Here is a 26,540-nt window from a genome sequence, read left to right on the forward strand (position 1 = left end):
ATGTGGCCTGATGTGGCACGATAGCGGCTTGATGTGACGTCCCAATGACGGATCTGCACCCCGTGGTGATTCGGACTGTCAACCGCTTGTCATGATGATCAGTCTTACTTTGAGGGCTGTGATGTTGAGTTCAGTAGCGAGCCTTGGAAGTGACCACACCGCTCCCCGCCAACCCATCAACCGGTGGCCGGCGGTGGCTTTTCTTTTCGTCAGCGCGGCGGTGACGGTTTGGCACGTCGCCTTCTTGTATCAGGGCTGGTTGAATCTGTTTTTCGACGAAGCCCAATACTGGTTTTGGTCGACCGAGCCGGCGTTCGGATATTTTTCCAAGCCGCCCATGGTGGCTTGGATCATCTATCTCACGACCAGTTTGCTGGGCGACAGCGAATTTGCCATCAAGGTCGGTTCACCGTTGGTTCACTGCGCCACGTCGTGGTTGATCTTTGCCTTGACCCGCGATTTGTATGGCCCAAAGGAGGCCTTCTGGGCCGGCCTGGGGTATCTCAGTTTGCCGGCGGTGGCTTTTTCCAGCGCCATTGTTTCCACCGACCCACCCTTACTGTTGTTTTGGGCGGCCAGCTTAGTGTGTTTGCACCGGGCGCTCACGGGAGGGCAGTGGATCTGGTGGGTCGGCCTTGGTGTGGCGATCGGGTTGGGCATGCTGAGCAAATACGCCATGCTGTTTTTCCTGATGGGCTTGGTGGTACACGGGTTGTGGAGCGGTTCGCTGACCAAGCTGTTGCATCGGCGATTCGCGCTGTCCGTGCTCATCGCGGGTTTGATTTACCTTCCGAATGTGCTGTGGAACCTGGATCATGGGCTGGTCAGTTATGTTCATACGGGTGACAACGCCCGATTGGATCGGGCTGGCCTCCGGCCGGGTGAATTTCTGGCCTTTGTTGCCAGTCAGGCGCTGGTCTTCGGACCCGTGTTCTTCGGCGCATTGGTGGCCATTTTGCTGCGATTATTTCGCAGCCGATCGGTTTCCGAGCGTACGGGTTTTTTGCTGAGTTTCTCCCTGCCCCCTCTGATCTTTTACAGCGTGTTGAGTCTGGTCTCAGGTGCGAATGCCAATTGGGCAGTGACGGCCTATGTCAGTGCTGTTCCGCTCGTGACTGCGACCTTGTATCGGCACCGAAAATGGTGGCTCTATGGCGCGTTGGTGTTGCATGCGGCGCTGGCTGTCGCACTGCATGAAATTCCCAAGAGTCCCCAGCCGTTTGGGTTCGAGCTCTCCGCCCGCAGCGACCCGCTTCGCCGGATCCGCGGCTGGGATGAGATGGGCGCACAAGTCGTCGCGCTTTGGAAGCTTTATCCCGAGGCGAAGGTGCTGGTGACCGATCGTCCCTCCGCGGCCGAGTTTTTGTACTATGCTCGCCCCGCGCCGGTCGTGAAGTGGAACGCGGACGGCGATATCGATGACCACTTCGACCTGGTCAGAGGCTTGCGCGATGAGGATACCGGGCGCTATTTGCTTGTCACCGACAAGTCACAGCCTACCGATATCCTGGCCAGGTTTGAGCGTATAATTTCGCTGGGTACGTTATCTGCGCCGCGCTGTTGCGGAGATTCGATGACCTACCACGCGTTTTTGCTCAGTGCATTTAGGGGTTACGGAACCGCTACGGACGAGCAACCCACAGGGAGGTCCCACTGATGCCGCAGCATGTCATATTCTGGGTGGCCGGGCTGACGGGTTTGATGGCGCTGGTGTTTTTGTTGTTTCCCGAGATCGATCTGTGGGTGGCTGGCTGGTTTTTCCTGGAGCCGGGGCGCTTCGTTTTGACCGACACGACAACGGCCTGGTGGTTGGGCGAAGCGGTGGATTTCATCGTCTTGGCAGTATTGCTCGGTTTGCTGTTCGGCTTGACCCGTTGCTGGCGGAGCGGTCATCAATCCTTTGGGATGAATCGCCGCCGGATCTTATACTTACTGCTGGTGATGCTGCTCGGCCCCGGTTTGATGGTCAATACCGTATTTAAGGACAACTGGGGACGTGCCAGACCATTGCACGTTTCGGAGTTTGGGGGAGATGCGCAGTTTACGCCTCCCGTCCTGGTTGCCGAGCAATGTGAACGCAATTGCTCCTTTGTCTCGGGCGACGCCTCTGTTGGGTTCTACTTTGTGGCTTTGGCATTCGTATTTCGTCGCAAGTGGTTGCGCTTGATGTTATTTGGCGGCGCGGCCGGCCTGTTTTTGGGATTCGAGCGAATGCTGCAAGGTGCGCACTTTTTGAGTGACGTCCTTTTCTCCGGGGTCGTGACCTTCGCGGTGGCATGGCTGCTTGCCCAGGTTTTCCTGCCGGAAGACCGTGTCGCATGGTGGCCATCAGTTCGTGGTCGGCCTGCATCATCCACCTGATTTTTTAATCGCGACAAACGCTTGCTGATCATTCTCTCCGCTTGCGCCATTCCATCCCGTGAGGCTTGGGTCTGCCTACATTCGTCCACCAGGATGTGATATTTGTATTTCCCTAACGCGTCGAGAGAACGCACGATGGGGGAGAGATATGGAGGGTTTGGAGCGGCCGACGGCCGAGATGGCCGAAACCTGGGAATATGGCGTAGAACCTGGGTTAACGCTCAGGGGCGGAATCATCGATCGTGGTCGCTCCACGCTGATTCATTTTTTGCCGGGAACGGCTTTTGCCTGCCGATTGTATTGGCCATTTCTTTCTCGCCTGGCCGAACACTACGATCTTTTCTGGCACGATCTCCACGGTCACGGCGAATCGGATGACGGTGGGCTGGAATTCCGGGGTTGGCGCTTTACGGTCGATGCCGCCACCGCCATGATGGATCGTTTCGGTTTGCGCCATGGCGAACGCCGTATCGTGGGCATGGGCCACAGTTACGGTGGCTGTATGACCTTGATTATGGCGGCAGAGCGGCCCGAGCTTTTCGGACAATTATTGTTGACCGATCCTTTTATGGTTCCGGAATCGCGCGAAGTAACCTACCGCAGCATGATGCCGACCCTGGTGCAGCGTACCCGCCAGCGCAATCCGGTCTGGTCCGACGAAGCCGCTGTAAGAAGTTATCTTAAAGCGCGGCTCATGTTTCAAGATTGGCACGAAGAAGCGGTCGACGCGTTCATTCGGTACAACATGTCGCCCACGGACAGCGGGCAACTGCAACTCAAGTGCCCACCCGTCATTGAGGCCGGGGTATACGACGATGTCGTCGATGCGCTTTGGCCCAGTGTAGACGTTCTCCAAACGCCGACAGTGATACTCTCCGGGGATCGTACAGTGCCGTTTTTCCGAGAGGGTCACGATCTGGCGGCGCGAATCAATCCCCACGTCGGTCTGATCCGGGTCGCCGGCGGTCACAACTTCATGCAAGAACGACCGGAAATTATCGCCCGTCAAGCCCTGGACGTGCTCGGTGCGTCCTCGTAACGAACAAGCCAGGGGCGAGCTGATTATGATTTCGGTCCAACGCCTCCCGGTCTTACCCCTTTGACGCAGATCAAAGTCCTTGCGGCTCTGAACGGCGAAAGTGAATTCGCCCCGTCGCATGGCGCGTGGGGATAGGGAGTCCGGCCGGCCCTTACCATTAAGTTGTTGGTCGAGCTGGACGGGATGAAGATAAGGAGGAGATCAAATGGGGCGCATCAAGCTCAGGGTTCTGTTGATGTTATCGCTGCTCGGTCTGGTTTTGCCGATCGTTGGCATGGCCGAGGTTCATAAGCACGAGGTGGATTACTGTGGTTTGTGTGGCAAGGAAGTTGCCAACGCCCATGTGAAGTTCGTCGTGACCTATCCCGGTGGAAAGCAGGAAACGTTAGGGTGTGCGGGTTGCGGTTTGAGTGTCATGAGCGTGCAGAAAGTCGAGGGCGGGCAAACCATGGACTTCCTGCGGGGTGAAATGCTCGATGCCAAGGTGGCGTTCTATGTCGTCGGTTCCGACTTCGGTGCTTGCTGTGCGCCATCGTGGTTGTCTTTCTCCAGCCAGAAAGAAGCGGAGAAATTCGCCAAGGGCTTCGGCGGCGAGGTTCTTGATTTCGATGGTGCCATGGCGTGGCTGGCGAAATAGTTCGCGAAGTCATTGATTAGCGCAAAGGCTAACCGCGGTCGAAACTAATCTTCGGCCGCGGTTTTTGATCGCTTGGAGAGGTGGAACGGACGCTCACCTGAGGTCTGTCGCGCCGCCGCCGCTCGCTTCATAGAAGATACATCAGATTCGGCAGTACACACCGATGTGTTCTATCCTCAGATCCGGGGCATTAGATCAACGTCTATCAACTGATATGTTTGGCAAGAACAAAGTCCGGAAGCGGTTGAGCCGTTTGCGCGCGTCGGCATCCCAAGGGGTGATGCGTCACCGCTGGAAATTCTTCGTGTTGGGTGTGGGTTTGCTGTTGCTGGGATTCTATTTCTCCCTCATGCCACCCGAAGTCGGTCAAGAGTTTCTTCGGGTGTTGGATCGGAATGCCACTGCCGGCGTGGTATTGCTGCGATTTTCAGGTTTGTTCTTTTTCCTGCTTGGCGGCATGGGTTTCAAGATGAAATTTGATCGTGACTATTTCCCTGAACGCTATCGCAATCGGAAAGACTAGCCACGCTTATACCCGCGTTCTCCCCTCGTCCCTTCTACCCCGATACCGCGTTCAAATCTCTTGGTCGTCTTTCTGGTCGGCGGTCTCGCCGAGCAGAATTTCTCGCCCGATTTCGGGGTTCTCCACCGGTCATCGAGCACTGCTAAAGGTTCTGGGTCGATAGCCGTTATTGAAAGCGTGCGACTCTCTTTTCTCTTTTTACTCAACGCTTGTTTTGAGCGTAAGCCACGGTGACTCGTTATGAACTTTACCAAGTCAGCTCTATGCGCCCTGGTCGGCGTAGGATTATTGCTGCCCGCCGCAGGTGTTGCTGCGTCAAGCGGTAAACTCTATAGATGGGTGGACGCGACCGGTCGGGTGCACATTTCCGATCAGTTGCCACCCGGCCAGGCTGAGGAAGATCGTGAGATCCTCAACCGCCAAGGGCGGGTTGTCGATCAGGTCAACATTCCCGAACCGAAATCACCCGAAGAATTGGCCGCTGAAGAGCGGCAACAAGCCATCGAGCGGGAGCAAGCTCGCCAAGATGAGATATTGCTCACCAACTATGCGAGCGCGGCGGAGATTACTCAGGCTCGTGACGAGCGTCTCGACGAACTGCATCATTTAATCCACATCGCCAAACAACAGGTCGACCGGGTTAACGAACTGCTCGAGAAGCGACGTATACATGCCGATCGCTTCCTCGGCAACAATGCTCCGGTTCCCGAATACTTGCAGTCGGAGCTGCACAAGCTTTCGGCTGAGCGCGACGCGCACCAGCGCTACATCGAGGCGCGTCAAGAGGAAATGGCGCAGACCTGGGTTAATTATCAACAGGATCTGGATCGGTTCAGTGCCCTTGGGTCGGTCACGCCGGTTGTTGCAAGCGATCACTAACGGAGTGTCTAAAGGCCTTTTGCCGGTTCCCCCAAACCGGATATTGCCGCGGGATATCATCTTATCCCGCGGCATTTTTATACCCGATCACCAATCGATTCGCCCTCACCGGCCAGTCTTTGAGAAAATCGACAACCTGAACTGATGACTTTGCGAAGCCCCGGATCGCAGGAGTGGTGATTTTTTGGCGTTGGCTTGTTTAGTGCGTTCATCAATCTCGGGTAGAGAGGTCTTATTGGCGCACGTATTTACGTGCATTGTCTGGGTGACGGCCTTCGGATGTCTGCTGTTGCCGTCAGCCGCTGACGCGTGGGGGCATGCGGGACATCGCATCATCTGCGAGATTGCCTGGCTTGAGATGAGTTCGCCGGTCCGCCGGGAGATACGCCGAATACTGGCAACGGAATCCCCGCGGACTCGTTTTACAGACGCATGCGTCTGGGCGGATCAGGTACGCGGCGATGAACGATACGATCACCTTAAGCCGCAACACTATGTGAACGTGCCCCGCAGCAGTCGACGGTTCGACATCGCTCGCAGTAGCTGCATGACACAAGGCTGTGTCGTTGATGCGGTTCGGACGTATGCTGATCAACTCGATGCTGGCGTATCGAACCCGGAAGCGCGCGCGAAGGCACTCAAACTGTTTGCCCATTTCGTCGCCGACGTCCATCAGCCGCTGCACGTGGCGTACGCCGACGACCGGGGCGGCAACGACGTCTGGGTGCGCTTTTCGGACGCTCAAGCGCTTCCTGCGAGGTGGTCCGATCAACCGACCAATCTTCACCGACTCTGGGATTCTTTGCTCGTGGACTATCTCAGTTCGGATTGGCGCAGCTACGCGCAAGCGCTGCAGAAAGACGTCTCACCGGCGGAGCGCCGACAGTGGGCATCGTTCGAGCCGGAAGCCTGGGCGCAAGAATCCTACGAGCTGACGCGGACGGTGGTTTATGCATTAGGGCCGGATCAGCGGATTGATCGCCAATACCTGGAGCGCAACTCGCGAGTGGTCAAGGCGCAACTGCGAAAAGCCGGCGTGCGGCTGGCGCAGCAACTGATCGAGCGCCTCGATCCGGTTAGGCAGTGTCCGACTCAACCCCCGGCAGCGACATGCTGGCACTAACCGGGGGTAGGTTTGGGCTCTATAGATTGCTATGGCTGATACTGATGGGGGTGAAACCCTGTAGTAGCGGCCCAAAAATCGGTCCGTATTCGGTGAAGCTCAGCCCGACACCAAGTATCAGCGTGGCCGGGGGCGAGATGATATTGGCGCTGGTGATGGCAACGCGGCGAGAGAACCGAGTCAGGCGCGGTAGCCGCTGCTCCACGATGCGTGCGGCTCCGCTGATCGGGATCGGGCCAAGCATGAGGTTTGCTTCTGTTAAGTCGTTGACTTCAATGGCAAATTGATCGGCCAGTGAGATCGAAATTGCCTGGCCATGCACCGCTCTCAGTTCACGGTCCGTTAGGGATTCAAGTTCCGCATGCGCCACCCACGGAATTAGAAACGCAATCGCTAAAATTGCCGTGAAAGCACTTCTCATAACCCCGGTCTCCTTTGTGTTGAATCAGATTCGTTGCCTGACCAAAATTTTTGGTGAGGGAAGCGTATCGAACCATTTAACGGCCGACGCCGATGTTTCCGCAGCTTCGGTTGTGAGCTGGGATGTTCAGTACGTTTCAACTTTAGCTGGCGTTCGCGGAGCTGGCGAGTCGCGCTGCTGGCGATGGGGTGTTGTGGTGTCGCTGTGCTACTTTCAGTTCGGAGTGCCGGGATCTTCGTGGCGGGCGCGTTGCGTGACATACGAGATTGTGAGGGAGCGTTTTATGATCAAAGAGGTCTTGGGGGTCGGGTTTGTTGTTATCTCCCTTTTGTGCATGTTGCCAAGTTCGGCCGCCGCCAGTTCCGATACCGATTTTAAATGGGGCCTGGTTGCCTATCATGTCAACTTCCCCGGTTACGAACTTTATCCCGATGATTTTCTGCGCATCGCCGGTAACGGTATTCAATGGATCCGTATCGATTTCGCTTGGGGGCGTTTGGAACCGACTCGGGATGCGCCGTTCGATTTCACCTACTTCGACATGGTGGTGCAGGAGGCGAGAAAGAACGGACTGCGAATCGTCGGAACCCTGGGTACTGGATACAATACGCTGCAGCGACCGGTTGCCCCGTTATGGACTCAGGCTTTGAGCGGTGGGGATTACGCGCGGAAGATCGCACAATATGCCGATGCGGTGGTTGAACGCTACGCTGCTGATGTCGACGCATGGGCACTGGAAAACGAGCAGCATTTGGCGCTCATACATGTCTTGACGCGATGGCGGTTTCGATTGTTTCGCCCCGAGATTAACGACCGGATCATGCTGGCTTTGTCGGACGCGGTGCAAGAGTACGATCCCACGGCGGAGGCCATTCTCACGGTATCGGCGGCGGGATTTGAGCCGTTTGTTCGGCGGATGGAAGGGCTGATTCAGTTCGATTCCATCGGCTTGTATACCTATCCTGTGTCCTTTGTGCCCTTTGTGGTTGAACCGGATGGCTTTGACGAACAAATCGCCAACGAGATTGCTCTCGTCAAATCGGTGGCAGATGGGCGCGATGTCATCTTGTTGGAGACCGGCTACCAAACCCCCACTCCAGGCCTTGGACGCACCGAGTCGTTGCAGGCGCGGTATATCGAGTCCATTGCCCGATCGGCCGTAGACGGCGGTGCCCAGGGCTTGTTTATCTATCAATATCTGGATAACCCGGACGAATGGCTCCCTCGGGAGGAAGCCTTCGGTTTGGTTCGAGCCGATGGCGAGCGTACCCCCAAGCCGGCTTGGATCCGCTACGGTGAGGTCATCCAGGCCTATACGCCTTAGGGGGGCGTAGCTTGCCGGTCGGGAGAGCGTGGCCACCGGCGAGGGCGCGCGCGTTGACGGCCGCGGGTTCATTTTTTCTATGACAAAAACGGTATTAATTTAGAGTTATTAATTCCTTTATTGACTATGCGAGCGGCTGATATGGTGTCGTCTATCACGGGGTTTTGCCCCTTGTCGATCATGAGTCCGGAGTCTGTCGTTCGCCATGTCCGTACTGAGGGCTGTCAATTCGAGAGAAGACAAGCTGGCCGCCATTTTAGGCAGTTTGGATTCACTCAACCACGAGTTGGAATCCGAGTCCGCCCAAGCGCGGGTGGCTTGGGCGCTCGAGCAGTTCCCCGAGCGGTTGGTTCTGTCGTCCAGTTTCGGTGCTCAGTCCGCGGTCTCTTTGCATCTGGTCACCCGTCAGCGCCCCGATATTCCCGTCATCCTGATCGATACCGGATATTTGTTTCCCGAAACCTATCGGTTCATTGACGAACTCGCCGATCGACTGCAGTTAAACCTGCACGTTTACCAACCGCGCATGACCTCGGCCTGGCAGGAAGCGCGCTACGGCAAACTTTGGGAGCAAGGTGTCGAGGGGCTTGATCAGTACCACGAAATAAACAAAGTAGAGCCGATGCGCCGCGCCTTGGAAACCTTAGGTGCGGGCGCGTGGATCACCGGGTTGCGGCGGCAGCAAGCGTCTACACGGGCCAACCTGAACGTACTCGGCGAACAAAACGGCCGCTTGAAGATTCATCCCATCGTCGATTGGACGGATCGGGATATCTTTCGCTATATGACCCAATACGACTTGCCGTATCACCCGTTGTGGCACCAGGGCTATGTGTCCATTGGCGATGTCCATACGACGCGACGATTGGCCGATGGCATGACAGAAGAAGAAACGCGTTTTTTCGGCCTCAAACGCGAATGTGGTTTACACGACAAAGTGTGAGCTGTCCGCCCACGCCGTCCGGTTGATCCCCCCCGTTTCTGATTCGCGCGTCCAACCGGGCTGTAAACCATCCACCGAGCCGGGGCGTTCGCCCGCTGTCACATCCCGCTATAATCCTTCTCTGAAATTCAGCGGCGATGATCATGATATGGGGGCGCATCAGGTGAGCGATATCGGCACCACACGGCGTGTTTATCTGTACGACAGCACCCTTCGGGATGGCCAGCAGACCCAGGGGATCGATTTTACGGTGGGCGACAAAATCGCTATCGCCCATGAGCTCGACCTGTTGGGGATCGACTATGTCGAAGGCGGTTGGCCCGGGGCCAATCCCACCGACGATGCGTTTTTCGCCGAAGCGCCCGCTTTTCATCATGCTCGGCTGAGCGCGTTTGGGATGACGCGTCGTCCCGGTCGGGCGCCTAGCGACGATCCCGCCTTGGCCGCCATTGTCCACAGTCCGGCGCCGGTGGTCTGCCTTGTTGGAAAAACCTGGGATTTTCATGTCGAGGTCGCCTTGCGGAGCGCGCTCGACGAAAATCTGGTGATGATCGCCGACAGCATCGCCTATGCCCGGGAACATAAAGACGAAGTGATGTTTGATGCGGAGCATTTCTTCGACGGCTACAAAGCCAACCCCGATTACGCCATCCGTTGTTTGCAATCAGCCCTGGACGCCGGTGCGCGTTGGATCGTGCTGTGCGACACCAATGGCGGCACCTTGCCCCATGAGGTCTCCCGCATCGCCGCGGATGTGATTCGACATATTCCGGGTGACCGGCTCGGTATTCATTGTCACGACGACACCGGTAACGCAGTAGCCAACAGTCTGGCGGCGGTCATGGCTGGCGTTTGCCAGATTCAAGGCACCCTCAACGGTCTGGGCGAGCGCTGTGGCAACGCCAATCTGATCACCTTGTTGCCGACGCTGATGCTGAAACTGGGTTTTGAAACAGGGGTGGATACTGACAAACTTCGGCAGCTCACACACGTCTCCCGGGTGGTGGATGAACGCTTGAACCGGGCACACAATCGCCATGCACCGTATGTCGGCGAGAATGCTTTTGCCCACAAAGGCGGTTTGCATGTCTCAGCGGTAGGCAAAGATCCGCGAAGCTACGAACACATCACCCCCGAGCAGGTCGGAAACAGCCGGAAAATTCTGGTTTCGGATCAGGCAGGACGGTCAAACGTGCTGTCATTGCTGAACGAAGTTGGGGTGGTTTATCCACCCAACGACCCCCGAATCGATCAATTGGTCCGGATGGTGAAAGAGCGGGAGTTCGCCGGCTACGCCTATGATGGTGCAGAGGCCAGTTTCGAACTGCTGGCTCGGGCTTTGCTCGAAGACATGCCGATGCATTTCGAGCTGGTGACTTTCCGCGTCATGGACGAGCATCGCCAAACCCCCGATGGTGGTCGTTTTAATGTGTCCGAGGCCACCATGAAGCTGTCGGTGGACGGTGAGTTACATATGACCGTGGCAGAAGGCATCGGGCCGGTCAACGCTTTGGACCGTGCCTTGCGCAAAGCCTTGCTGCCGGCTTATCCGAGCTTGGCGGATTTGCGGCTGGTGGACTACAAAGTCCGTATTCTCACCTCTAACGCCGGGACCGAGGCGGTCACGCGGGTGATGATTGAAAGCGCGGATAACTCCGGCAAGCGTTGGACCACGGTGGGTGCTTCCAGTAACGTGATTGAGGCGTCATGGGAAGCGCTGTCCGATGCCATCACCTATAAGCTTTATCACGACACAGCGAGTCCGCAAGCCGGTTAGCGGCGAGATATACCAACCTGGAGGATACCGACTATGGCGAGCATGATGGCGGCACAGATTTCTGCTCCCGGTGGCGAGTTCGAACTGGTTGAGCGGCCAATTCCCGAGCCTGGTCCTGGGCAGGTGCGGGTGCGGGTGGAAGCCTGTGGAATCTGCCACAGCGACGCTTTTGTCAAGGATGGTGCGTTTCCGGGACTGACCTATCCGCGCGTACCTGGACACGAAGTGGCGGGGGTCGTCGATTCGGTAGGCTCCGATATCGCCGCCTGGAAAGTGGGACAGCGAGTGGGCGTGGGCTGGCATGGTGGGCATTGCTTTCATTGCGATTCCTGCCGGCGCGGCGATTTCGTGACTTGCGAAAATCAGCAGGTCTGCGGCATCAGTTACGATGGGGGCTACGCGGAATACATGATCGCTCCCCCCGAAGCGTTGGTGGCCATCCCGGATGCCCTAGCTGCCAGGGAAGCGGCACCGCTGCTGTGTGCCGGAATCACCACCTACAATGCGTTGCGTCATTCCGGGGCTCGTCCGGGCGACTTGGTGGCTGTCCAAGGCATCGGCGGACTGGGTCACTTGGCGATCCAGTTTGCAGCACGAATGGGTTTTCGAACTGCGGCCTTGTCGCAAGGTCAAAACAAGGCCGTGTTGGCGCAAGAATTGGGCGCTCACCATTACATCGACGTGACGCGCGAAAATCCCGCCCAGTCTTTGCGCAGGTTGGGCGGCGCGCGCGCGATTATTGCCACGGCGCCGAACAGCGCTGCCATTTCCTCCGTCGTGGATGGTTTGGCGGTCGATGGACGTTTGCTGGTGGTGGCGGCCAGCGCCGAGCCGATTTCGGTGAGTCCGTTTCAGCTGATTATGCAAAGGCGCTCCATCATGGGTTGGCCGAGCGGGGCACCTTGCGATTCGGAGGAGACGGTGCAATTCAGCGCGTTGGCGGGGATACGTCCGCGTATCGAATGTTTCCCGTTGCGAGATGTTGCCGAGGCCTATGCCCGCATGATCGAGAATCGAGCCCGATTTCGCGTCGTCTTGACGATGGGTTGATGTCATCAGATCCGGCGGGGGCAGCGATCTCGCCGTTGGAAACTAACACGGTTCGTGTCCCAAAGATCACTGTGGGTTTGTCGATAAGGGTTAGGCGTTATCGCCAGCTTGTCGACGGAGTAACCATGCCGGATATTCATGACCTGGGACTGATCCTCAAGTCGAGGGTTCCGATCATCGTGATCGAAACCCATGAAGAGCAACGGGCGCTGCAGACGCTTACCCGGCTATCGATTTCTCAAGGGTTGGATCTGTACACCTGGAGCGTGACGGCGGGTCTGTGCCGCCAACCGGGGGACGTTGAAACCGGTGCGGGCGTTAAAACCTCGCAGCCCGACCGGGCCCTGTCCCGCATCAAAAACATGGATCGGGACGGGCTGTTCGTCCTATTGGATTTCCACCCCTATCTGGAAGACGACCCGACTATTGTCCGCCTGATCAAGGATCTCGCCTTGGCGGAAGGTCGGCCCAAACGCCATTTGGTTTTCATCAGCCATCGTTTCGACTTGCCGGCGGAGCTGCACCGCTTGGCGGCTCGTTTTCAGTTGCGTATGCCGAATGAGAAACAGCTGGAAGCCATCGTCAAAGCCGAGGCTCAACATTGGAGCGAGATGCATCGCGGCGCACGAGTACGAACGGACCGCGCGACCTTGGAGCGTTTGGTGTTCAATCTGCGTGGTTTGACGCTCGCAGACGCCCGACGCGTGGTGCGCAAGGCCATCTATGACGATGGCGCGATCACCGAGGCTGACCTTCCGACGGTCAATCAGGCCAAGTTCGAGTTGATGAATCTCGACGGTGTGCTGCACTACGAGCTGGATACGGCGAAGTTTTCCGAGGTGGGTGGGTTTTTCAATCTAAAGCGTTGGGTCGAGGCGCGGGCCCTGGCGTTTCGGACTGCGGATCGCCGATCCGATTTGGACGCACCCAAAGGTGTCATGCTGATTGGCGTGCAAGGCGGGGGTAAGAGCCTGGCGGCCAAAGCGGTGGCCGGCATCTGGGGCTTGCCGCTGTTGCGATTGGACTTCGCCAGTCTCTACAACAAGTTCTACGGTGAGACGGAACGCAATCTGCGTGAAGCCTTGGCGCTGGCCGAGCGGATGGCGCCGTGCGTGCTGTGGATGGACGAACTGGAAAAAGGCATCGCCACCGACGGAAACGATGGGGGTACCTCGCGGCGGGTGCTCGGTACGCTGTTGACCTGGATGGCGGAGCGGACTGCCCCCGTTTTTATCGTCGCTACGTCGAATGATATTTCCCGCTTGCCGCCCGAATTGATTCGTAAGGGCCGATTGGATGAGATTTTTTTCGTTGATCTGCCCGACGAAGCGGTGCGGGCAGAAATTTTTCGAATTCATCTGGAACAGCGGGGCATCGATTATTCCGAGCTTGATCTTTCCGGCCTGGCCGGCGAAACGGACGGTTTCTCCGGTGCGGAAATTGAGCAGGCTGTGGTTTCCGCGCTCTATCAAGCCACGGCGGAGGATTCGCCGTTAAATCAGGGCCGCCTGGAAAGCGAAATTCGAAATACCCGCCCACTGTCGGTGGTGATGGCGGAACCGATTCGGCAATTGAGGGCTTGGGCCCAAGGGCGTACCGTCCCGGTCGGTTAGGGCGACATTTGCGCAGCCGACGGCCAACCTTCCGCCGGGCGGTCTGTTCAATGGTGAAACACTCGGCCATTATGGTTTGGGGGTGTGTCGTGTTTCCGTGTGTCACGATGAAATAATCCGCAAGGAGGCAGGTGAGCCATGAAGCCAGGAACATGGGACCCCATACCCAGCGATGAGGCGACGACGCTGGACGGGCTTTTTCAGGCGCGGGTCGAGCGAACGCCCAACGCCATCGCCTATCGCGCATTCGACCGTGATACCCGCCAATGGCGGGATTACCGCTGGTCGGAAATGCAAGCGGCGGTACATCGGTGGCAGGCTGCGTTTCTGCGGGAGGGGCTAAAATCCGGCGATCGTGTGGCCGTCGCGATTCCCAATGGACCCGAGTGGGTGATCTTCGACCAGGCGGCCTTGGCGATGGGCTTGGTTGTGGTGCCCCTGTATGTGGATGATCGGCCCAATAACACGGCCTATATTCTGGCGGACTCCGGTTCGCTGCTGCTCCTCACGGTAGATGTCGAGCACTGGCATCGGGTAGCCAATGCCCTATCGGATTTCGACGATTTACGCCGTGTTATTTTGTTGCAAGGGCAAGCGGATGAGTTGGGAGCGGATCCCCGGCTTCGTCTGGCCGAGGATTGGCTGCCCATGCCGCCTATGGCTCTGCCCGTGGCCCACGCCAATGAACCCGGTACACTCGCGACCATTATTTACACCTCGGGCACGACCGGACGTCCCAAGGGGGTGATGCTTAGCCACGCCAATCTGTTGAGCAATGTCTATGACGTGCTGAGCGTGATCAAAGCCTATCGTGAGGATGTCCTGCTTTCGTTTTTGCCCATGGCTCACGCGCTGGAGCGTACCGGTGGGTATTACCTGCCCATGGTGGCCGGTTGCACTGTGGCCTATGCGCGAAGCTTGCAGCAGTTGGCTAAAGACTTCGCGGCGGTTCGTCCCACCGCAATCATCTCGGTACCTCGCGTCTATGAAACGGTGTTCGGGCGCATCCGGCGGCAAGTGGCTGAGAGCGGGGCCATGCGTCGGAAACTGTTCCGCTTCGCCGTGCGGGTGGGTTGGAAACGCTTTGAATTTCACCATGGGCGTGCGTTTTGGAATCCGACTTTTCTTCTTTGGCCGCTGCTCAAACGCTTGGTGGCGGCACGGGTCATGGAGCGTTTGGGTGGGCGGTTGCGCTTGGCTGTGAGTGGTGGCGCGCCCTTGCCGCCGGAAGTGGCGCGCCTGTTCATCGGCTTGGGACTGCCGATCGTGCAAGGTTACGGTTTGACCGAAGCGAGTCCGGTGGTCAGTTGCAACGCGCTGGAAACCAATTTGCCCGCCAGCGTAGGGCAAGTTCTACCGGAGGTCTCGGTGCGGATTGCCGAGAACGGTGAAGTGCTGGTGCGGGGTCCCAGCGTGATGATGGGGTACTGGAACAATTCGGCGGCGACCCGCAAGGCCATCGACGAGGACGAGTGGTTGCATACCGGGGATCAGGGGCGGCTGGAAGGGGACCGCTTGTTCGTCGGTGCCCGTCTTGACGACATCATCGTATTGTCGAATGGCGAAAACGTCTCGCCGGAAGATATCGAAACGGCGATTCGCCTCGATCCGCTGTTTCAGCAAGTGATGGTCTTCGGCGCCGGCCGTCCCTACCTGGCGGCGCTGGTGGTTTTGAACGAGGAAGTGTGGAAAGAAGAAGCCGCGAATCGGAAGCTGGACCCGAATGACCCGGCCAGCTTGGAACAGGCGCAGGTCCGTCGCGATTTTCTGGCGCGCATCAACGCAGCCTTGGGCGATTTTCCCGCTTACGCCCGTGTTCAGCGGGCTCATTTCAGCCTGGATCCTTGGACTGTCGAGAATGGCTTGCTCACTCCCACGATGAAATGCAAACGCAAGCGCCTGATGGAGCGTTTCTCCGCCGTGGTGGCCAGCTTGTATCCCAGCGCCAAGGGGGGCGTGTCGTCGTCGAGGTAGGGGCTGCTTATGCGCATCGGAATCGATCTGGGTGGAACGAAGATCGAGGGCATTGTGTTGGGTCCGGGTTCGGTGGTGTCGGCTCGCAAACGGATTCCCACGCCGCGTGAGGACTACACGGCGACCGTGGCCGCCATCGTGGACCTGGTTTGCGCGTTGGAACACCGTGTCGGGCACTCGGCGCTGCCGGTGGGGATCGGCACACCGGGAACGCAAGTGCCGCCATCGGGGGCCATAAAAAACGCCAACTCCACCTGGCTGAACGGGCGAACTTTGGGGCAGGACGTTGAGCGCGCGTTGGGGCGCCCCGTCCGCTTGGCCAATGATGCCGATTGCCTGGTCCTTTCCGAGGCCCTGGATGGTGTCGCTGCGGATGCTCGGCTGGTGTTCGGCGTGATACTGGGAACCGGTGTCGGGGGTGGCATTGTGGCCAACCGGGCATTGCTTTCGGGCCCCAATGGCATCACGGGCGAGTGGGGCCATAATCCCCTGCCATGGCCGTCATCGGCTGAAATGGCTAACGGCCCGGACTGTTGGTGCGGTCTGCAGGGCTGTATCGAAAGCTGGCTGTCCGGTCCGGGCCTGGCGGCAGACTTTGCGCGAAGCGGCGGAGGGCATTTTTCCGCCGTGGAGGTCGCGCGTCTTGCCCGCCGGGGCGATGCGCTGGCCGAGGCGGCGTTGTCTCGCTACGAAAATCGTTTGGCGCGGGCGCTGGCCGCGGTCATCAATCTCATTGACCCGGAGGTGATCGTGTTGGCGGGGGGGATCTCCGCGATCGAGCGTTTATACTCCACTGTGCCAAGATTATGGGATGCCTATGTGTTCTCGAGCACGATCAACACCCGGCTGGTTCCGGCGCGGCACGGCGACGCCAGTGGTGTTCGGGGCGCCGCTTGGTTATGGCCCGAGCGATCAGCCTGATTTGGTTTGATAGGAACAGGCGTGCCAAACTGCTCCGCCAGCCATCATTGAAGATAACGATTTCTCAACCATGGAGAAGGTTTGATGTCGAAAACGAAGTCCGTCACGGGCCAGAATGGCCGATCTCCCATCCCCAAAATCGTGGCGGGGGTTTTTGTCCTGTTGGTGCTGGTGTGCGTCGCACTGGGAGTCTACTGGTCCAATACCCCGGCCTTACCTGGCACCGTTCCGGTGAGCGAGCGCAAAGTGGTGGGATATGCCACCACCGAAACTTTGATCGATGTGGCTTCGGTGTTGCTGGAAAAGCCCGGTGGCTATCTCAGCAACGATATTGCGCCACCGGGGCTGTTTCTCGACAACATGCCCAACTGGGAATTCGGGGTGTTGGTGCAGATACGGGATCTGGCGCGCGTGATGCGCAACGATCTGAGTCGGTCGCAATCGACCTCGGTGGAAGATCCTGATTTGGCGATTGCTGAACCGCAGTTCAATTACGACAGTGAGAGTTGGGTTTTCCCCTCCACGGAAGGTGAGTACCGCGAAGGGCTCCGTGCCTTGGTGCGTTACCGCGATCGTTTGATGGACCCGGCCGTACCCGACGCCCAATTCTATGCCCGCGCGGATAACTTGGCCGGGTGGCTCGGGATCGTCGAAAAGCGGCTCGGCAATCTCTCGCAGCGTTTGAGCGCGAGCGTTGTCACGGTGCGTGAGAACACCGACTTGGCCGGTGATCCCGCGGCGCGTCAGTCCACGACGCGTCCGGAACAAATTCGAGTTAAGACCCCGTGGCTACAGATTGACGATGTGTTTTATGAAGCGCGGGGCACGACTTGGGCGTTGGTGCAATTTCTGCGCGCTGCAGAAGTGGATTTTCGAGAAGTGCTGGAGAAGAAAAACGCGCTCGTCAGTATTCGCCAGATTATCCGTGAGTTGGAAGAGAGCCAGCGCTCCTTGCGCAGCCCGGTGGTGCTGAACGGCAGCGGCTTCGGCATTCTGGCGAATCACTCGCTGGTGATGGCCTCCTACGTTGCGCAGGCACACGCCGCGACCATCGATTTGCGCGAGCTGTTACAGCAGGGTTAACGCGGCGCGATCAGCTGCCAACGGGACTCGCGCGTGGCGGTGGCGTTTGACGTCGCCGCCACGCGTTTTTCGTCCATCAATTTGAGCAGGTGGGCGTGTACCGAAAGTTCCGCAACCGGATGAAGAAATCGCGGGACGTCGGTATAGGCGCGGGTCACGATTTCCGGGATGGTCATCTCGCCCGGGGTTTCGGCCAAAGCGATAAGGATCTTGTCTTGCCGCACCAAACGGTGGTCAATGATCCGCTGCAACACCGATTGGGCGTCATCGAGAATCCGTCCGTGGCCCGGGGCGATGTGCTGAATGTTCTCCCCCATGAGCCGTTCCAGTGACGCCAGATAGGCTCGCATGTCGCCGTCGGGCGGTGCGATCACCACCGTCGAGCCGTCCATCACCTGATCGCCTGCAATGAGCAGTGCTTCCTGATCTAGTAGAAAGCACAGATGGTTGGATGCGTGGCCTGGGGTGTGTAGCGCCCGTAAGGTGAACTCGTCCGTTTCGATGGTGTCGCCGTCATTCAAAGGCTGATCGGCGCGGAAGCCGGGTACGCGCGCTGGGCCTTTGGGTATGGCTGGATGGGCATAAACGGGCGCGCCGGTCAGTTCGCTGAGGCGATGGCAGCCCGGGGCATGGTCCGGATGCGTATGGGTCACAAGAATCCAGCGAATGGGGCCGGGCGAGCCATTGATGATGCTTTGGATATGTTGGGCGTTATCCGGACCTGGGTCGATGATGGCGACTTCGCGCTTGCCGATCAGGTAGCAATTTGTGCCGGGGCCGGTCATGGGGCCGGCGTTGCCGGCGGTGATGCGACGAACCAGCGGAAACAGCTGCCGGGGCTCGCCCGGTTTGAATTCTGCACGCAGGCTTGCCCATTCGGCGGGACTCATGCTCATCGTCGGTCCATGTTTCAAGGCGTTGTCAGTGCGGGAAGTCGAGGCGGCATCTTACTACGGAGGCTGTCCACGGTCGAACGGCCGCACGGAGGCGTACTCTTCCCGCTTTCAATGTGACGTTCGCTGGCGTCAGAATGCACAAACTAGGATGGAATAACGGAGGTCGATGATGAGTCGCGCGATGATGTTGACCGGGGCGAGTTCCGGTATTGGCAAAGCGGTGGCGCTGGAAATGGCCGGGCGGGGCTATCGATTGGGGCTGACTGCGCGGCGGATTGAGTTGCTGGAGGCGCTGCGCGATGAGATTCTAGCGCGTTATCCGGACACCTTGATCGCCGTTCGGGCCTTGGACGTCAACCAATACGAGGATATCGGGCCGGTATTGCGTGATCTGGCGGAAGAACTGTCTGGGCTCGATATCGTGTTCGCCAATGCCGGTATTGGCCTGGGAGGGCGGATCGGCGCGTCGGATTTTTCCAACGCCCGCCGAACCATCGAAACCAACGTAATCGGGGCAATGGCCACGCTGGATGCGGCGGTGGCTTATTTTCGTGAGCGCGGTCAAGGCCACGTGGTGGGTACCAGCTCCGTGGCGGCTTTCCGCGGCATGCCGGGCAATGCCGCCTACTCGGCTTCCAAGGCAGCATTGGCGACCTACATGGACGCGCTCAGGAGTGAAAACTACCATCGCAATATCGACGTCACGGTACTTTACCCCGGATTCATCGACACCCCGATCAACGACATGCTTACCAGTCGTCCGTTCTTGATCACCGCGGAAAAAGGCGCCCGGATTATTGCCGACCGAATTGAACAAAAAGCAAAGTCGGCCGTAGTGCCGGCTTTTCCCTGGGTCCTGGCGCGGCCGCTACTGAAATGGATCCCGACCCGCTGGATGGCTGGGTCGGGAATGCGTTGATTCCGTGCGCATCAGTCGAGACAGCGGTAAATGCCGTACTTGCGCTGGCCGTCGGCGATCTTGGTCAGGGGGGCAACCGTATCGCCACCCATGTTAACGGCGTTGTTTTTGGCCAGACGCTCCAGATCCCGCGAAATATCCTCTTCGCGGCGAGAGAGAAACCAGATTTTTTCGAGCACCGTGACCGTGATTTCGCCAAGTTTTTCACAGTGAGTGACCCGCTCCTGCGGCAGTGCCAGCACATGTTCCGCTTTCGGCGTGACGGTGACCCAGCTGCAACCGACCAGCAGCAGTGGGAACAGCAGGGCGAAAACGTTTTTCATGGGGAGCTCCTCACATTGACTAAACCAGCGGGTCGCTGGCTACGGTGCGTATTCTAGCTCGCGTTCGGGGCGCTAGGTGAACTTTGAAAAATCGGGTTCTCTGCGTTCCAAAACCGCCTGCATGGCTTCCCGTGCCTCCGGTGATCGGAGCTGTTCGAGAAACATGTGTGATTCCTTGGTGATCGTCTGGCTAATCGATTCCAGATGGGGTGCCTTGAGCAGCGCTTTTGTTTTTCGAAGCGCTGCGGGCGGAAGGGCCGCCAAGCGTTCCGCCGCTGCCTGTGCCCTGGGCAAGTAGGCGTCGGCCTCAAAGACCGCGTTGACCAGCCCGAGTTCCGCGGCCCCCCGAGCATCCAAGGTCTCGCCGAGCATCAGCAGTTCACAGGCTCGGTGGTAGCCCATCAGCTCCGGCAACAGTTTGCTGGACCCGCCTTCCGGGACCAGTCCCAGCTTCATGAACGGCAGCTCGAAACGGGCATTCGGACCGGCATAGGCCAGATCGCAGTGGAGCAGCAAGGTGGTACCGATGCCAATGGCCGGTCCGTTAACGGCGGCTACCACCGCTTTTCTGGCGGTGCTGATGGCATGCAGAAAACGGATCACAGGGCTGTCGGGGCCGGTGGGCGGGTTTTGTAAAAAGTCGTTAAGGTCGTTTCCGGCGGTGAAGCAGTCCCGCGTACCGGTGATCAGAACGACCCGTGTGTCGTGATCGGTTTCGGCTTGGTCGATGGCGTTTGCCATGATGGTGTACATGGCATGCGTCAGCGCGTTTTTCTTTTCCGGGCGCTGGATGCTAATCCGGCAAATGCCACCGGCCCGGTTGACCGCAATGTGTTCCGTCATGAGCCAGTCTCCTCGGTGTTTATGGGTCTGTTTTGGCTCGGTCGATCTGGAAGCCGCATGTTAGCTGGCGATTTGAGCAGCCGGCAACGCGTGTTTGGTTGCCAGCCGTTGGGGCGGGGCTAGTGGTCCGCCGCTGTCCTGGGGCCCTCGCGGCGTTCGTCGGGAAATGGCATGGGTCGCAAGACATGGAGTTGGGGTTCTGGTTGCAGTGTGACATGGTCGATGTCGAACTCGTCGTGTAGTATTTCCCGGCAACGTTGAAGAACGCCTTCCCATTGATCCATGTGATCGATCTCGATATGAGCCGATAGCGCGTAGTGACCGCTCGAGAGCGTCCACACGTGCAGGTCGTGTACCGAGCGAATATCTTCGATTCGCGCTAACGCGTAACCGATTACGTCCATGTCCAAATGGCCCGGCACACCCTCCATGATGATATTCAAAGCCTCTCGGAGTAGACGCAGGCTGGCAATTAAAATGAGCCCGCAGATGAACAGCGAGAGCAGCGGGTCAATGGGGGACCAGCCGGTGAAAACCACGACGATCCCGGCCATCAGTGCGGCTACGGAACCAAGAAGGTCACCCAAGACGTGGAGAATCGCCCCGCGCATATTCAAGCTTTGTTCGCCTCGACTGAGGGTGAACAGGACGGCGCCGTTGATCGCCAGCCCCAGTCCGGCGACCAGCATCACTGTGAGCCCCCCGACTGGGGTGGGGGTTTGTAATCGGCGAACCGCACCCACCACGATTGCTGAAACGATGGCCAGCATAAAAAGCCCGTTGATCAAGGCGGCAATCACTTCCGCTCGTCCCATGCCGAAAGAATGGCGCCGGGTGGCGGGGCGCCGCGCAATCACGGCTGCCAAGGCCGCAAGGCCCAGCGCGCTGGCGTCGGTCAGCATATGTCCCGCATCGCCCAGCAGCGCCAGGGAGTTGGCGAACCAGCCTGTGACGGCTTCGATGCCGGCGAAACCCAGCGTCAGCACCAAAGCGCGGACAAGCTGACGGTCGGCGCCGTTCGCCCCGTGATGAGAGTGCACATGGCTGTGGTCGTGATGATGAGAATGATGCATACCCGGTGCGTGTCACCCGTCGTCCGCTGTCCAGTCGCCAGACCGGCCACCCGATTTTGCCAGTAGTCGGATGCCTTCCATGCGCATGCCTCGATCAATTGCTTTGCACATGTCGTAGATGGTTAACAACGCCACTTGAACGGCGGTAAGCGCTTCCATCTCCACGCCGGTTTGACCGTGGGTTTGAGCCACGGCGGTGCAGTGAATGCGATTGGCGTCCACGGCGAACTCAACGGTAACCTTGGTGAGCGGAAGAGGGTGGCAAAGCGGGATGAGGTCGGACGTTCTTTTGGCCCCCATGATGCCAGCGAGCTGAGCGACCGCTAAGACGTCGCCCTTTTTGTTCTCGCCCCGCCTTATGGCCTCTACCGTGGTGGGTTGCATAACAATGGCGCCGGTGGCTTTGGCCCGTCGCGAAGTGACAGGTTTGTCGCCTACATCCACCATGTGGGCGTTACCTTGGGCGTCAAAGTGGCTCAGCCTTGACATAATGGGATGGTTCCGAGACTACCGCGAAGTGAGTACAGCATAGCCTTCATTGTCGGGCCTAAGGTGGAGCGAGTCCAGATGTGCGTTGTTTTGCCGGGCGGCGTGATCCATCTCGAGCCGGGTTGTTAAGTTGTTGTTTGCAAAATCCCCGTTTCCCGCGGGCCAGCCCGCGTGCGGTCTTGCCCGTAGCTTGGGCATCAGGGCATGATGGGAGGATTTCCAGTGGTCGATTCTCAAGGTTTCGTGTATGGCTATAAAAGTTCGGTTTTTTGCCTCCCTGCGAGAACAGGTGGGGATCGATGAGCGGGATATTGACTGCAGAGATTCCGCCACCGTCGGCTCGATTTGGGACCATGTCACTGGTCAGGCGGCCCGGCCGACCAAATTGCTGGCTGCCGTCAATCTCGAGTACGCGGATTTGGATCAACGGGTCCGTGATGGCGACGAAGTCGCGTTTTTCCCGCCGGTCACGGGAGGCTGAGTTGTCGATTGAGCTACTCGGCGAGCCGTTTGATCCGTGGCGCCGGCTCTCCGATCGTGACCAGGAACTGCGGGAGGCTGACCGGGGCTGTGGTGCGTGTTCGTCGTTCGTGGGGATTATGCGGCCGAAAAATGACGGACTTGCGGTTCGCGAGATGATTTTGGAATATTATCCGAAAATGACACAGCGCCAGTTGTCGAATATCGTCGATGAAGCCTATGAGCGCTGGCCTATTGAGCATATCGATGTCGTCCACCGGGTTGGGGCTATTCGGCCGGGCGACACCATTGTCTTGGTCGGGGTTTGGTCAGCCCATCGTGGGCCGGCGATCAACGGTTGCCGCCATATACTGGAGCATTTGAAAAGGCAGGCGCCTTTTTGGAAAAAGGAAATACTCACCGACGGGTCGTCACGGTGGGTAACAGGCAACACCGACGTCATTTACGAACAATAAATCTTAAGGTAGCGGGAGTCGTTATCAACTCCACATACAACAAGGCCCGCAGGCGCGCGATTCGTTGTGGACTGTCGTTTCGGGCGAGTCTGTCATGGTGGGTCAGTCAGCTCACCGGGGAGTGGTCGTACCGATGGGCGCGACTCGGTTTCCTATTCTCCACAGCTAACACAGACTCCATCATACCAGGGCACTCCTTTCAACTGCCCGTGCGCGGTTCGGGGTGGCGGCTTGAGAAAAGGGTGACGCGATGCGCTTGAACCAGGGGGGGCTGGGTTACAAAATCGCGTTGATCGTCGGCGTATTGTTTCTCTTCGCGGTTGCTTTCGAGTTCTTCCTGATCCGCTTCGTGATGCTCGATCATTTCGCGGAGTTGGAGGCCACCGAGACGCGGGGCAGCGTTTCGCGCGCTCGATCCGAACTTATGGACGCGCGGGAGCAGCTGGGTTACCTGGCCGAGATTTGGGCGGCACGCGAGGCTGTCACCGCTTTTGTTCGGACTCGTGACAATGAATGGGTTGCGAAACGATTCGACGGCCGGGTTATGCGTGATACGCGCCTGAGTTTGATCGCCATTACTGATTCTACCGGTCGCATCCTGTTCGCTCGGGTATTTGACCTCGCGCAGGGAACACCGAAGCCGGTGACCAAAGGTCTTTTGGCGAGTTTGCGCGCCTTCGGCGAGTTCTATCAGCATGAATCTGTTACTCGTGAGTTTCTTCAGATCGGTCAGTCGCCTTGGATGCTCGCCTCGGCGCCAGTATTGACCGATCAGCGTGTCGGCGGCTATGTGTTGGTCGGGCGAGAATTAAACGCAGCGGGACTGAAAGAGACCATCCGGGATTTATCATCGCCGCTGGCCGTGGTTCCTATTGCCGAGACCGGCGCGTCCTTATCTGAAATGCTCACCGCGGTTCCAGTCGGCACGTTGCCCATTTGGCTGCAAGCGCTCGATGACGCCACCTTGAGTGCGGTGGCGCCCTTGGATCGTCCGCAGCGGGATACGGACTTGGTCCTGAAGACCGAATTGCCTCGCAACATCTATTCGCAGGGACGACGGACGCTGTATCGCTTGTTGGTTGTCGGTTGGACGTTGACCGCGCTGATGGCGATCATGTGGGCTTATGTGCTGAACCGTTTGGTGGTTTCCCGTATCGAGCGTCTGACCGACCAAGTCCGCCGGGTGGGGGCTGGCCGTCAGCGGCAAGTTCCCGAGCAAGCGACCCGTCAAGACGAGTTGGGCGAGCTTGCTCACAGTATTAATTCCACGGTTCGCCAGCTCAACGACATCGGTAAGGCCTTGCGGCAGAGCGAGGCGCATTTTCGCACCTTGGCCGAATCCATTAACGCATGCGTGGTTTTGCACCGCGAAGACATTCTCTATTGCAATCCGGCCGTGACGGAGATGCTGGGATACACCGTTTCCGAAATGGTCGGACAGCCAACCCTGCGTTTCGTGGCGCCCGATGATCGTGAACGGGAGCAGGAGCGTATGGCCCGGCGCTTCAGAAAAGATAGCCTGGAGCGGCACCATGAAGTTCGTCTTTTGACCAAATCCGGCGAGGAGCGCTGGTTCGAGCTGTCCTGCGACCTGATCCAGTACGAAGGTCGGGACACGATACTTAACACCGCATTCGACATCACCCATCGCAAGCTCGCGGAGGAACGACTGCAAGACGAGCGGGATCGGATCGAGGTGACCCTGGCGTCCATCGGCGACGGTGTCATCAGAACCGATTTAAATGGGGCTGTCGACTACGTGAATCCCGTGGCCGAGACATTGACAGGCTGGTCGTTCGAAGATGCCAAAGGTCGTGCTCTGAGTGACGTCTTGACACTCTTGGACGAAGAGACCCGGCGTCCGTTGTCGAGTCCGGCGCAGAACGGCTTGGTCGATTCCAGTGAGCCTGAACGTCAGGGGCAGCTGGTTTTGGTCTCCCGTGGCGGTGGCGCGGAGTTCAGCATCGAGATTACCAAATCCGCGATCTGCGATGACTCGGGCGACGTCAGCGGGATGGTCCTGGCCTTGCACGACGTGACACAGCTTCGCGGCTTGACCAAGCGCATGGCCTATGAGGCGACGCACGACGGCCTGACGGGGCTCGTGAACCGGCCGGAGTTCGAGGAACGTCTGGCCCAGACAGTGGAGGCGGCGGAGCGCGAATTCAGCCATCACGCCCTGTGTTACCTCGATCTGGACCAATTTAAGGTGGTCAACGATACCTGGGGTCACGTAGCGGGCGACGAACTTTTGCGTCAACTCGCATCGAAGTTGAAGGCCAGTATCCGACAAACTGACACCATCGCTCGTTTGGGCGGTGACGAGTTTGGTGTGCTATTCCGCGATTGTTCGCTGGAAACCGCTCAGCGTTTGGCTGAAAAGTTGCGGAACGAAGTGAAAAGTTTCCGCTTCACCTGGGGCGAGAGCGTGTTGGATAGCAGCGTCACCATCGGCTTGGTGCCCATCGATCAGGACAGCGCGAATGCCACTGAACTTCTGAGTTTGGCCGATGGCGCGTGTTATCTCGCCAAAGAACGTGGACGGGATCGTATTCACGTTACACAGCGAGGCGATATTGCGCTGCGCCGCCAGCAGGGGGAAATGCGCTGGCTGCAGCGTATTCAGCGGGCCTTGGAAGAGCAGCGTTTCGTGTTGTTCGCCCAGCGCATCATGCCCTTGGGGCGTGATGGTGAAGGCGTGCCAATCAAGGAAGTGTTGGTGCGGATGGTCGACGAGCAGGGCCGTAAGATTCTGCCGCAGCACTTTTTGCCCGCCGCGGAGCGTTATCGCTTGATGCCGGCTATCGATCGATGGGTTGTCGGGCAGGTCGTGCGCGCGATCCAGCGCGACGCCCAAAACGGCGATGAGGGCAGTGTGTACTCCATCAATTTGTCCGGGCAAACGGTCTGCGATGACGGCTTTCTCGAATACGTCGTCGGCTTGGTCAAAGAATCCGGAATCCGCCCGGAGCGGCTTTGGTTTGAATTGACCGAAACGGCGGTGATTTCCAACCTCGCGTTCGCCAAACGATTCATCGAAACCCTTCGGCACATGGGCTGTCGTTTCGCGTTGGACGACTTTGGCAGCGGTTTGAGTTCGTTTGCCTATCTCAAGACCCTGCCGATGGATTTCATCAAGATCGACGGCCACTTCGTGCAGTCTTTGTTCGCGGGCAAGGTTGATCGGGCTCTGGTGGGGACCATCCACGAGATGGGCAAGGTGATGGGGATGCGCACTATTGCGGAGTTCGTGGAGAGCGAACGTTTGCTGGATGCGCTGAGACGTATCGGCGTGGACTATGCGCAAGGCAACTTTATCGAAGAGGCGCGTCCGATGTACTCCGTTGCGATGAACGCGACCGAGCAAAGTTCACCGGAAGAGTCCTAGCGAGTG

General features: G+C 58.4%; 25 protein-coding genes. 19 read left to right on the forward strand and 6 right to left on the reverse strand.

Going from position 1 to position 26,540, the window contains the following annotated elements; all coding sequences use genetic code 11:
- Positions 1-121 precede the first annotated feature (121 nt).
- The 7 genes from SVU69_07725 to SVU69_07755 all read left to right on the forward strand — a co-directional run bounded on the left by SVU69_07725 (position 122) and on the right by SVU69_07755 (position 6,562).
- The gene (locus tag SVU69_07725) at positions 122-1,657 is read left to right on the forward strand and encodes a glycosyltransferase family 39 protein (protein MDY6942888.1); all 1,536 of its coding nucleotides are present in this window, start codon (positions 122-124) and stop codon (positions 1,655-1,657) included.
- Complete coding sequence (locus SVU69_07730) at positions 1,657-2,361, forward strand: phosphatase PAP2 family protein (protein ID MDY6942889.1); 705 nt, start codon at positions 1,657-1,659, stop codon at positions 2,359-2,361. Before SVU69_07725 ends, SVU69_07730 begins: the two co-directional genes overlap by 1 nt.
- A 148-nt stretch (positions 2,362-2,509) precedes the next feature.
- The gene (locus tag SVU69_07735; GenBank protein MDY6942890.1) at positions 2,510-3,400 is read left to right on the forward strand and encodes an alpha/beta hydrolase; all 891 of its coding nucleotides are present in this window, start codon (positions 2,510-2,512) and stop codon (positions 3,398-3,400) included.
- 205 nt (positions 3,401-3,605) lie between these two features.
- Positions 3,606-4,037, forward strand: a complete 432-nt coding sequence (locus SVU69_07740) for a nitrous oxide reductase accessory protein NosL (protein MDY6942891.1) — start codon at positions 3,606-3,608, stop codon at positions 4,035-4,037.
- 244 nt (positions 4,038-4,281) lie between these two features.
- Entirely contained in the window at positions 4,282-4,560 is a 279-nt protein-coding gene (locus SVU69_07745; protein MDY6942892.1) for a hypothetical protein, read from the forward strand.
- 240 nt (positions 4,561-4,800) lie between these two features.
- Positions 4,801-5,439, forward strand: a complete 639-nt coding sequence (locus SVU69_07750; GenBank protein ID MDY6942893.1) for a DUF4124 domain-containing protein — start codon at positions 4,801-4,803, stop codon at positions 5,437-5,439.
- Between the two features lie 235 nt (positions 5,440-5,674).
- Entirely contained in the window at positions 5,675-6,562 is an 888-nt protein-coding gene (locus SVU69_07755; protein ID MDY6942894.1) for a S1/P1 nuclease, read from the forward strand.
- Positions 6,563-6,581: 19 nt separating this feature from the next.
- Here the strand turns inward: SVU69_07755 and SVU69_07760 are convergent, their stop codons facing one another.
- Positions 6,582-6,983 (reverse strand): hypothetical protein, encoded by a 402-nt coding sequence (locus SVU69_07760; GenBank protein ID MDY6942895.1) that lies wholly within the window; start codon positions 6,981-6,983, stop codon positions 6,582-6,584.
- Between the two features lie 283 nt (positions 6,984-7,266).
- Between SVU69_07760 and SVU69_07765 the strand changes: the two genes are divergently transcribed.
- The 8 genes from SVU69_07765 to SVU69_07800 all read left to right on the forward strand — a co-directional run bounded on the left by SVU69_07765 (position 7,267) and on the right by SVU69_07800 (position 17,668).
- A complete protein-coding gene (locus tag SVU69_07765; GenBank protein ID MDY6942896.1) occupies positions 7,267-8,307 on the forward strand; it encodes a beta-galactosidase in 1,041 nt (346 codons plus the stop codon).
- A 205-nt stretch (positions 8,308-8,512) separates the two neighbouring features.
- Positions 8,513-9,250: a phosphoadenylyl-sulfate reductase gene (locus SVU69_07770; GenBank protein MDY6942897.1), complete on the forward strand. Its 738-nt coding sequence runs from the start codon at positions 8,513-8,515 to the stop codon at positions 9,248-9,250.
- Between the two features lie 163 nt (positions 9,251-9,413).
- Positions 9,414-11,027, forward strand: coding sequence for a citramalate synthase (gene cimA, locus SVU69_07775; GenBank protein MDY6942898.1), 1,614 nt, complete (start codon positions 9,414-9,416; stop codon positions 11,025-11,027).
- 33 nt (positions 11,028-11,060) lie between these two features.
- Positions 11,061-12,077: an alcohol dehydrogenase gene (locus SVU69_07780; protein MDY6942899.1), complete on the forward strand. Its 1,017-nt coding sequence runs from the start codon at positions 11,061-11,063 to the stop codon at positions 12,075-12,077.
- Between the two features lie 125 nt (positions 12,078-12,202).
- Entirely contained in the window at positions 12,203-13,690 is a 1,488-nt protein-coding gene (locus SVU69_07785; protein MDY6942900.1) for an AAA family ATPase, read from the forward strand.
- A 138-nt stretch (positions 13,691-13,828) separates the two neighbouring features.
- Complete coding sequence (locus tag SVU69_07790; protein ID MDY6942901.1) at positions 13,829-15,664, forward strand: long-chain fatty acid--CoA ligase; 1,836 nt, start codon at positions 13,829-13,831, stop codon at positions 15,662-15,664.
- A gap of 9 nt (positions 15,665-15,673) precedes the next feature.
- Positions 15,674-16,585 (forward strand): ROK family protein, encoded by a 912-nt coding sequence (locus SVU69_07795; protein MDY6942902.1) that lies wholly within the window; start codon positions 15,674-15,676, stop codon positions 16,583-16,585.
- An 84-nt stretch (positions 16,586-16,669) separates the two neighbouring features.
- The gene (locus SVU69_07800) at positions 16,670-17,668 is read left to right on the forward strand and encodes a DUF2333 family protein (protein ID MDY6942903.1); all 999 of its coding nucleotides are present in this window, start codon (positions 16,670-16,672) and stop codon (positions 17,666-17,668) included.
- On the opposite strand, the gene SVU69_07805 is transcribed toward SVU69_07800, so the two are convergent.
- On the reverse strand, positions 17,665-18,564 hold the full coding sequence (locus SVU69_07805; protein MDY6942904.1) for an MBL fold metallo-hydrolase: 900 nt from the start codon (positions 18,562-18,564) through the stop codon (positions 17,665-17,667). The two genes, SVU69_07800 and SVU69_07805, sit on opposite strands and share 4 nt — an antisense overlap.
- A gap of 166 nt (positions 18,565-18,730) precedes the next feature.
- Between SVU69_07805 and SVU69_07810 the strand changes: the two genes are divergently transcribed.
- Positions 18,731-19,483 carry an SDR family oxidoreductase gene (locus SVU69_07810; GenBank protein MDY6942905.1) on the forward strand — a complete coding sequence of 251 codons (753 nt, stop codon included), beginning with the start codon at positions 18,731-18,733 and terminating at the stop codon, positions 19,481-19,483.
- An 11-nt stretch (positions 19,484-19,494) separates the two neighbouring features.
- On the opposite strand, the gene SVU69_07815 is transcribed toward SVU69_07810, so the two are convergent.
- From SVU69_07815 to moaC, 4 genes are all read right to left on the reverse strand, one after another.
- Positions 19,495-19,806 (reverse strand): DUF4156 domain-containing protein, encoded by a 312-nt coding sequence (locus SVU69_07815; protein MDY6942906.1) that lies wholly within the window; start codon positions 19,804-19,806, stop codon positions 19,495-19,497.
- Positions 19,807-19,878: 72 nt separating this feature from the next.
- On the reverse strand, positions 19,879-20,649 hold the full coding sequence (locus SVU69_07820) for an enoyl-CoA hydratase (protein MDY6942907.1): 771 nt from the start codon (positions 20,647-20,649) through the stop codon (positions 19,879-19,881).
- Positions 20,650-20,768: 119 nt separating this feature from the next.
- Complete coding sequence (locus SVU69_07825) at positions 20,769-21,722, reverse strand: cation diffusion facilitator family transporter (GenBank protein ID MDY6942908.1); 954 nt, start codon at positions 21,720-21,722, stop codon at positions 20,769-20,771.
- A 12-nt stretch (positions 21,723-21,734) separates the two neighbouring features.
- Positions 21,735-22,211, reverse strand: coding sequence for a cyclic pyranopterin monophosphate synthase MoaC (moaC, locus tag SVU69_07830; GenBank protein ID MDY6942909.1), 477 nt, complete (start codon positions 22,209-22,211; stop codon positions 21,735-21,737).
- Between the two features lie 247 nt (positions 22,212-22,458).
- Between moaC and moaD the strand changes: the two genes are divergently transcribed.
- From moaD to SVU69_07845, 3 genes are all read left to right on the forward strand, one after another.
- On the forward strand, positions 22,459-22,692 hold the full coding sequence (moaD, locus tag SVU69_07835; GenBank protein ID MDY6942910.1) for a molybdopterin converting factor subunit 1: 234 nt from the start codon (positions 22,459-22,461) through the stop codon (positions 22,690-22,692).
- Position 22,693: 1 nt separating this feature from the next.
- Positions 22,694-23,146, forward strand: a complete 453-nt coding sequence (locus SVU69_07840; GenBank protein ID MDY6942911.1) for a molybdenum cofactor biosynthesis protein MoaE — start codon at positions 22,694-22,696, stop codon at positions 23,144-23,146.
- A 250-nt stretch (positions 23,147-23,396) separates the two neighbouring features.
- Positions 23,397-26,534 (forward strand): EAL domain-containing protein, encoded by a 3,138-nt coding sequence (locus SVU69_07845; GenBank protein MDY6942912.1) that lies wholly within the window; start codon positions 23,397-23,399, stop codon positions 26,532-26,534.
- The last annotated feature ends 6 nt before the right edge of the window (positions 26,535-26,540 follow it).

Source organism: Pseudomonadota bacterium, assembly GCA_034189865.1.
In the GTDB taxonomy this organism is placed as follows: Bacteria; Pseudomonadota; Gammaproteobacteria; order UBA5335; family UBA5335; genus JAXHTV01.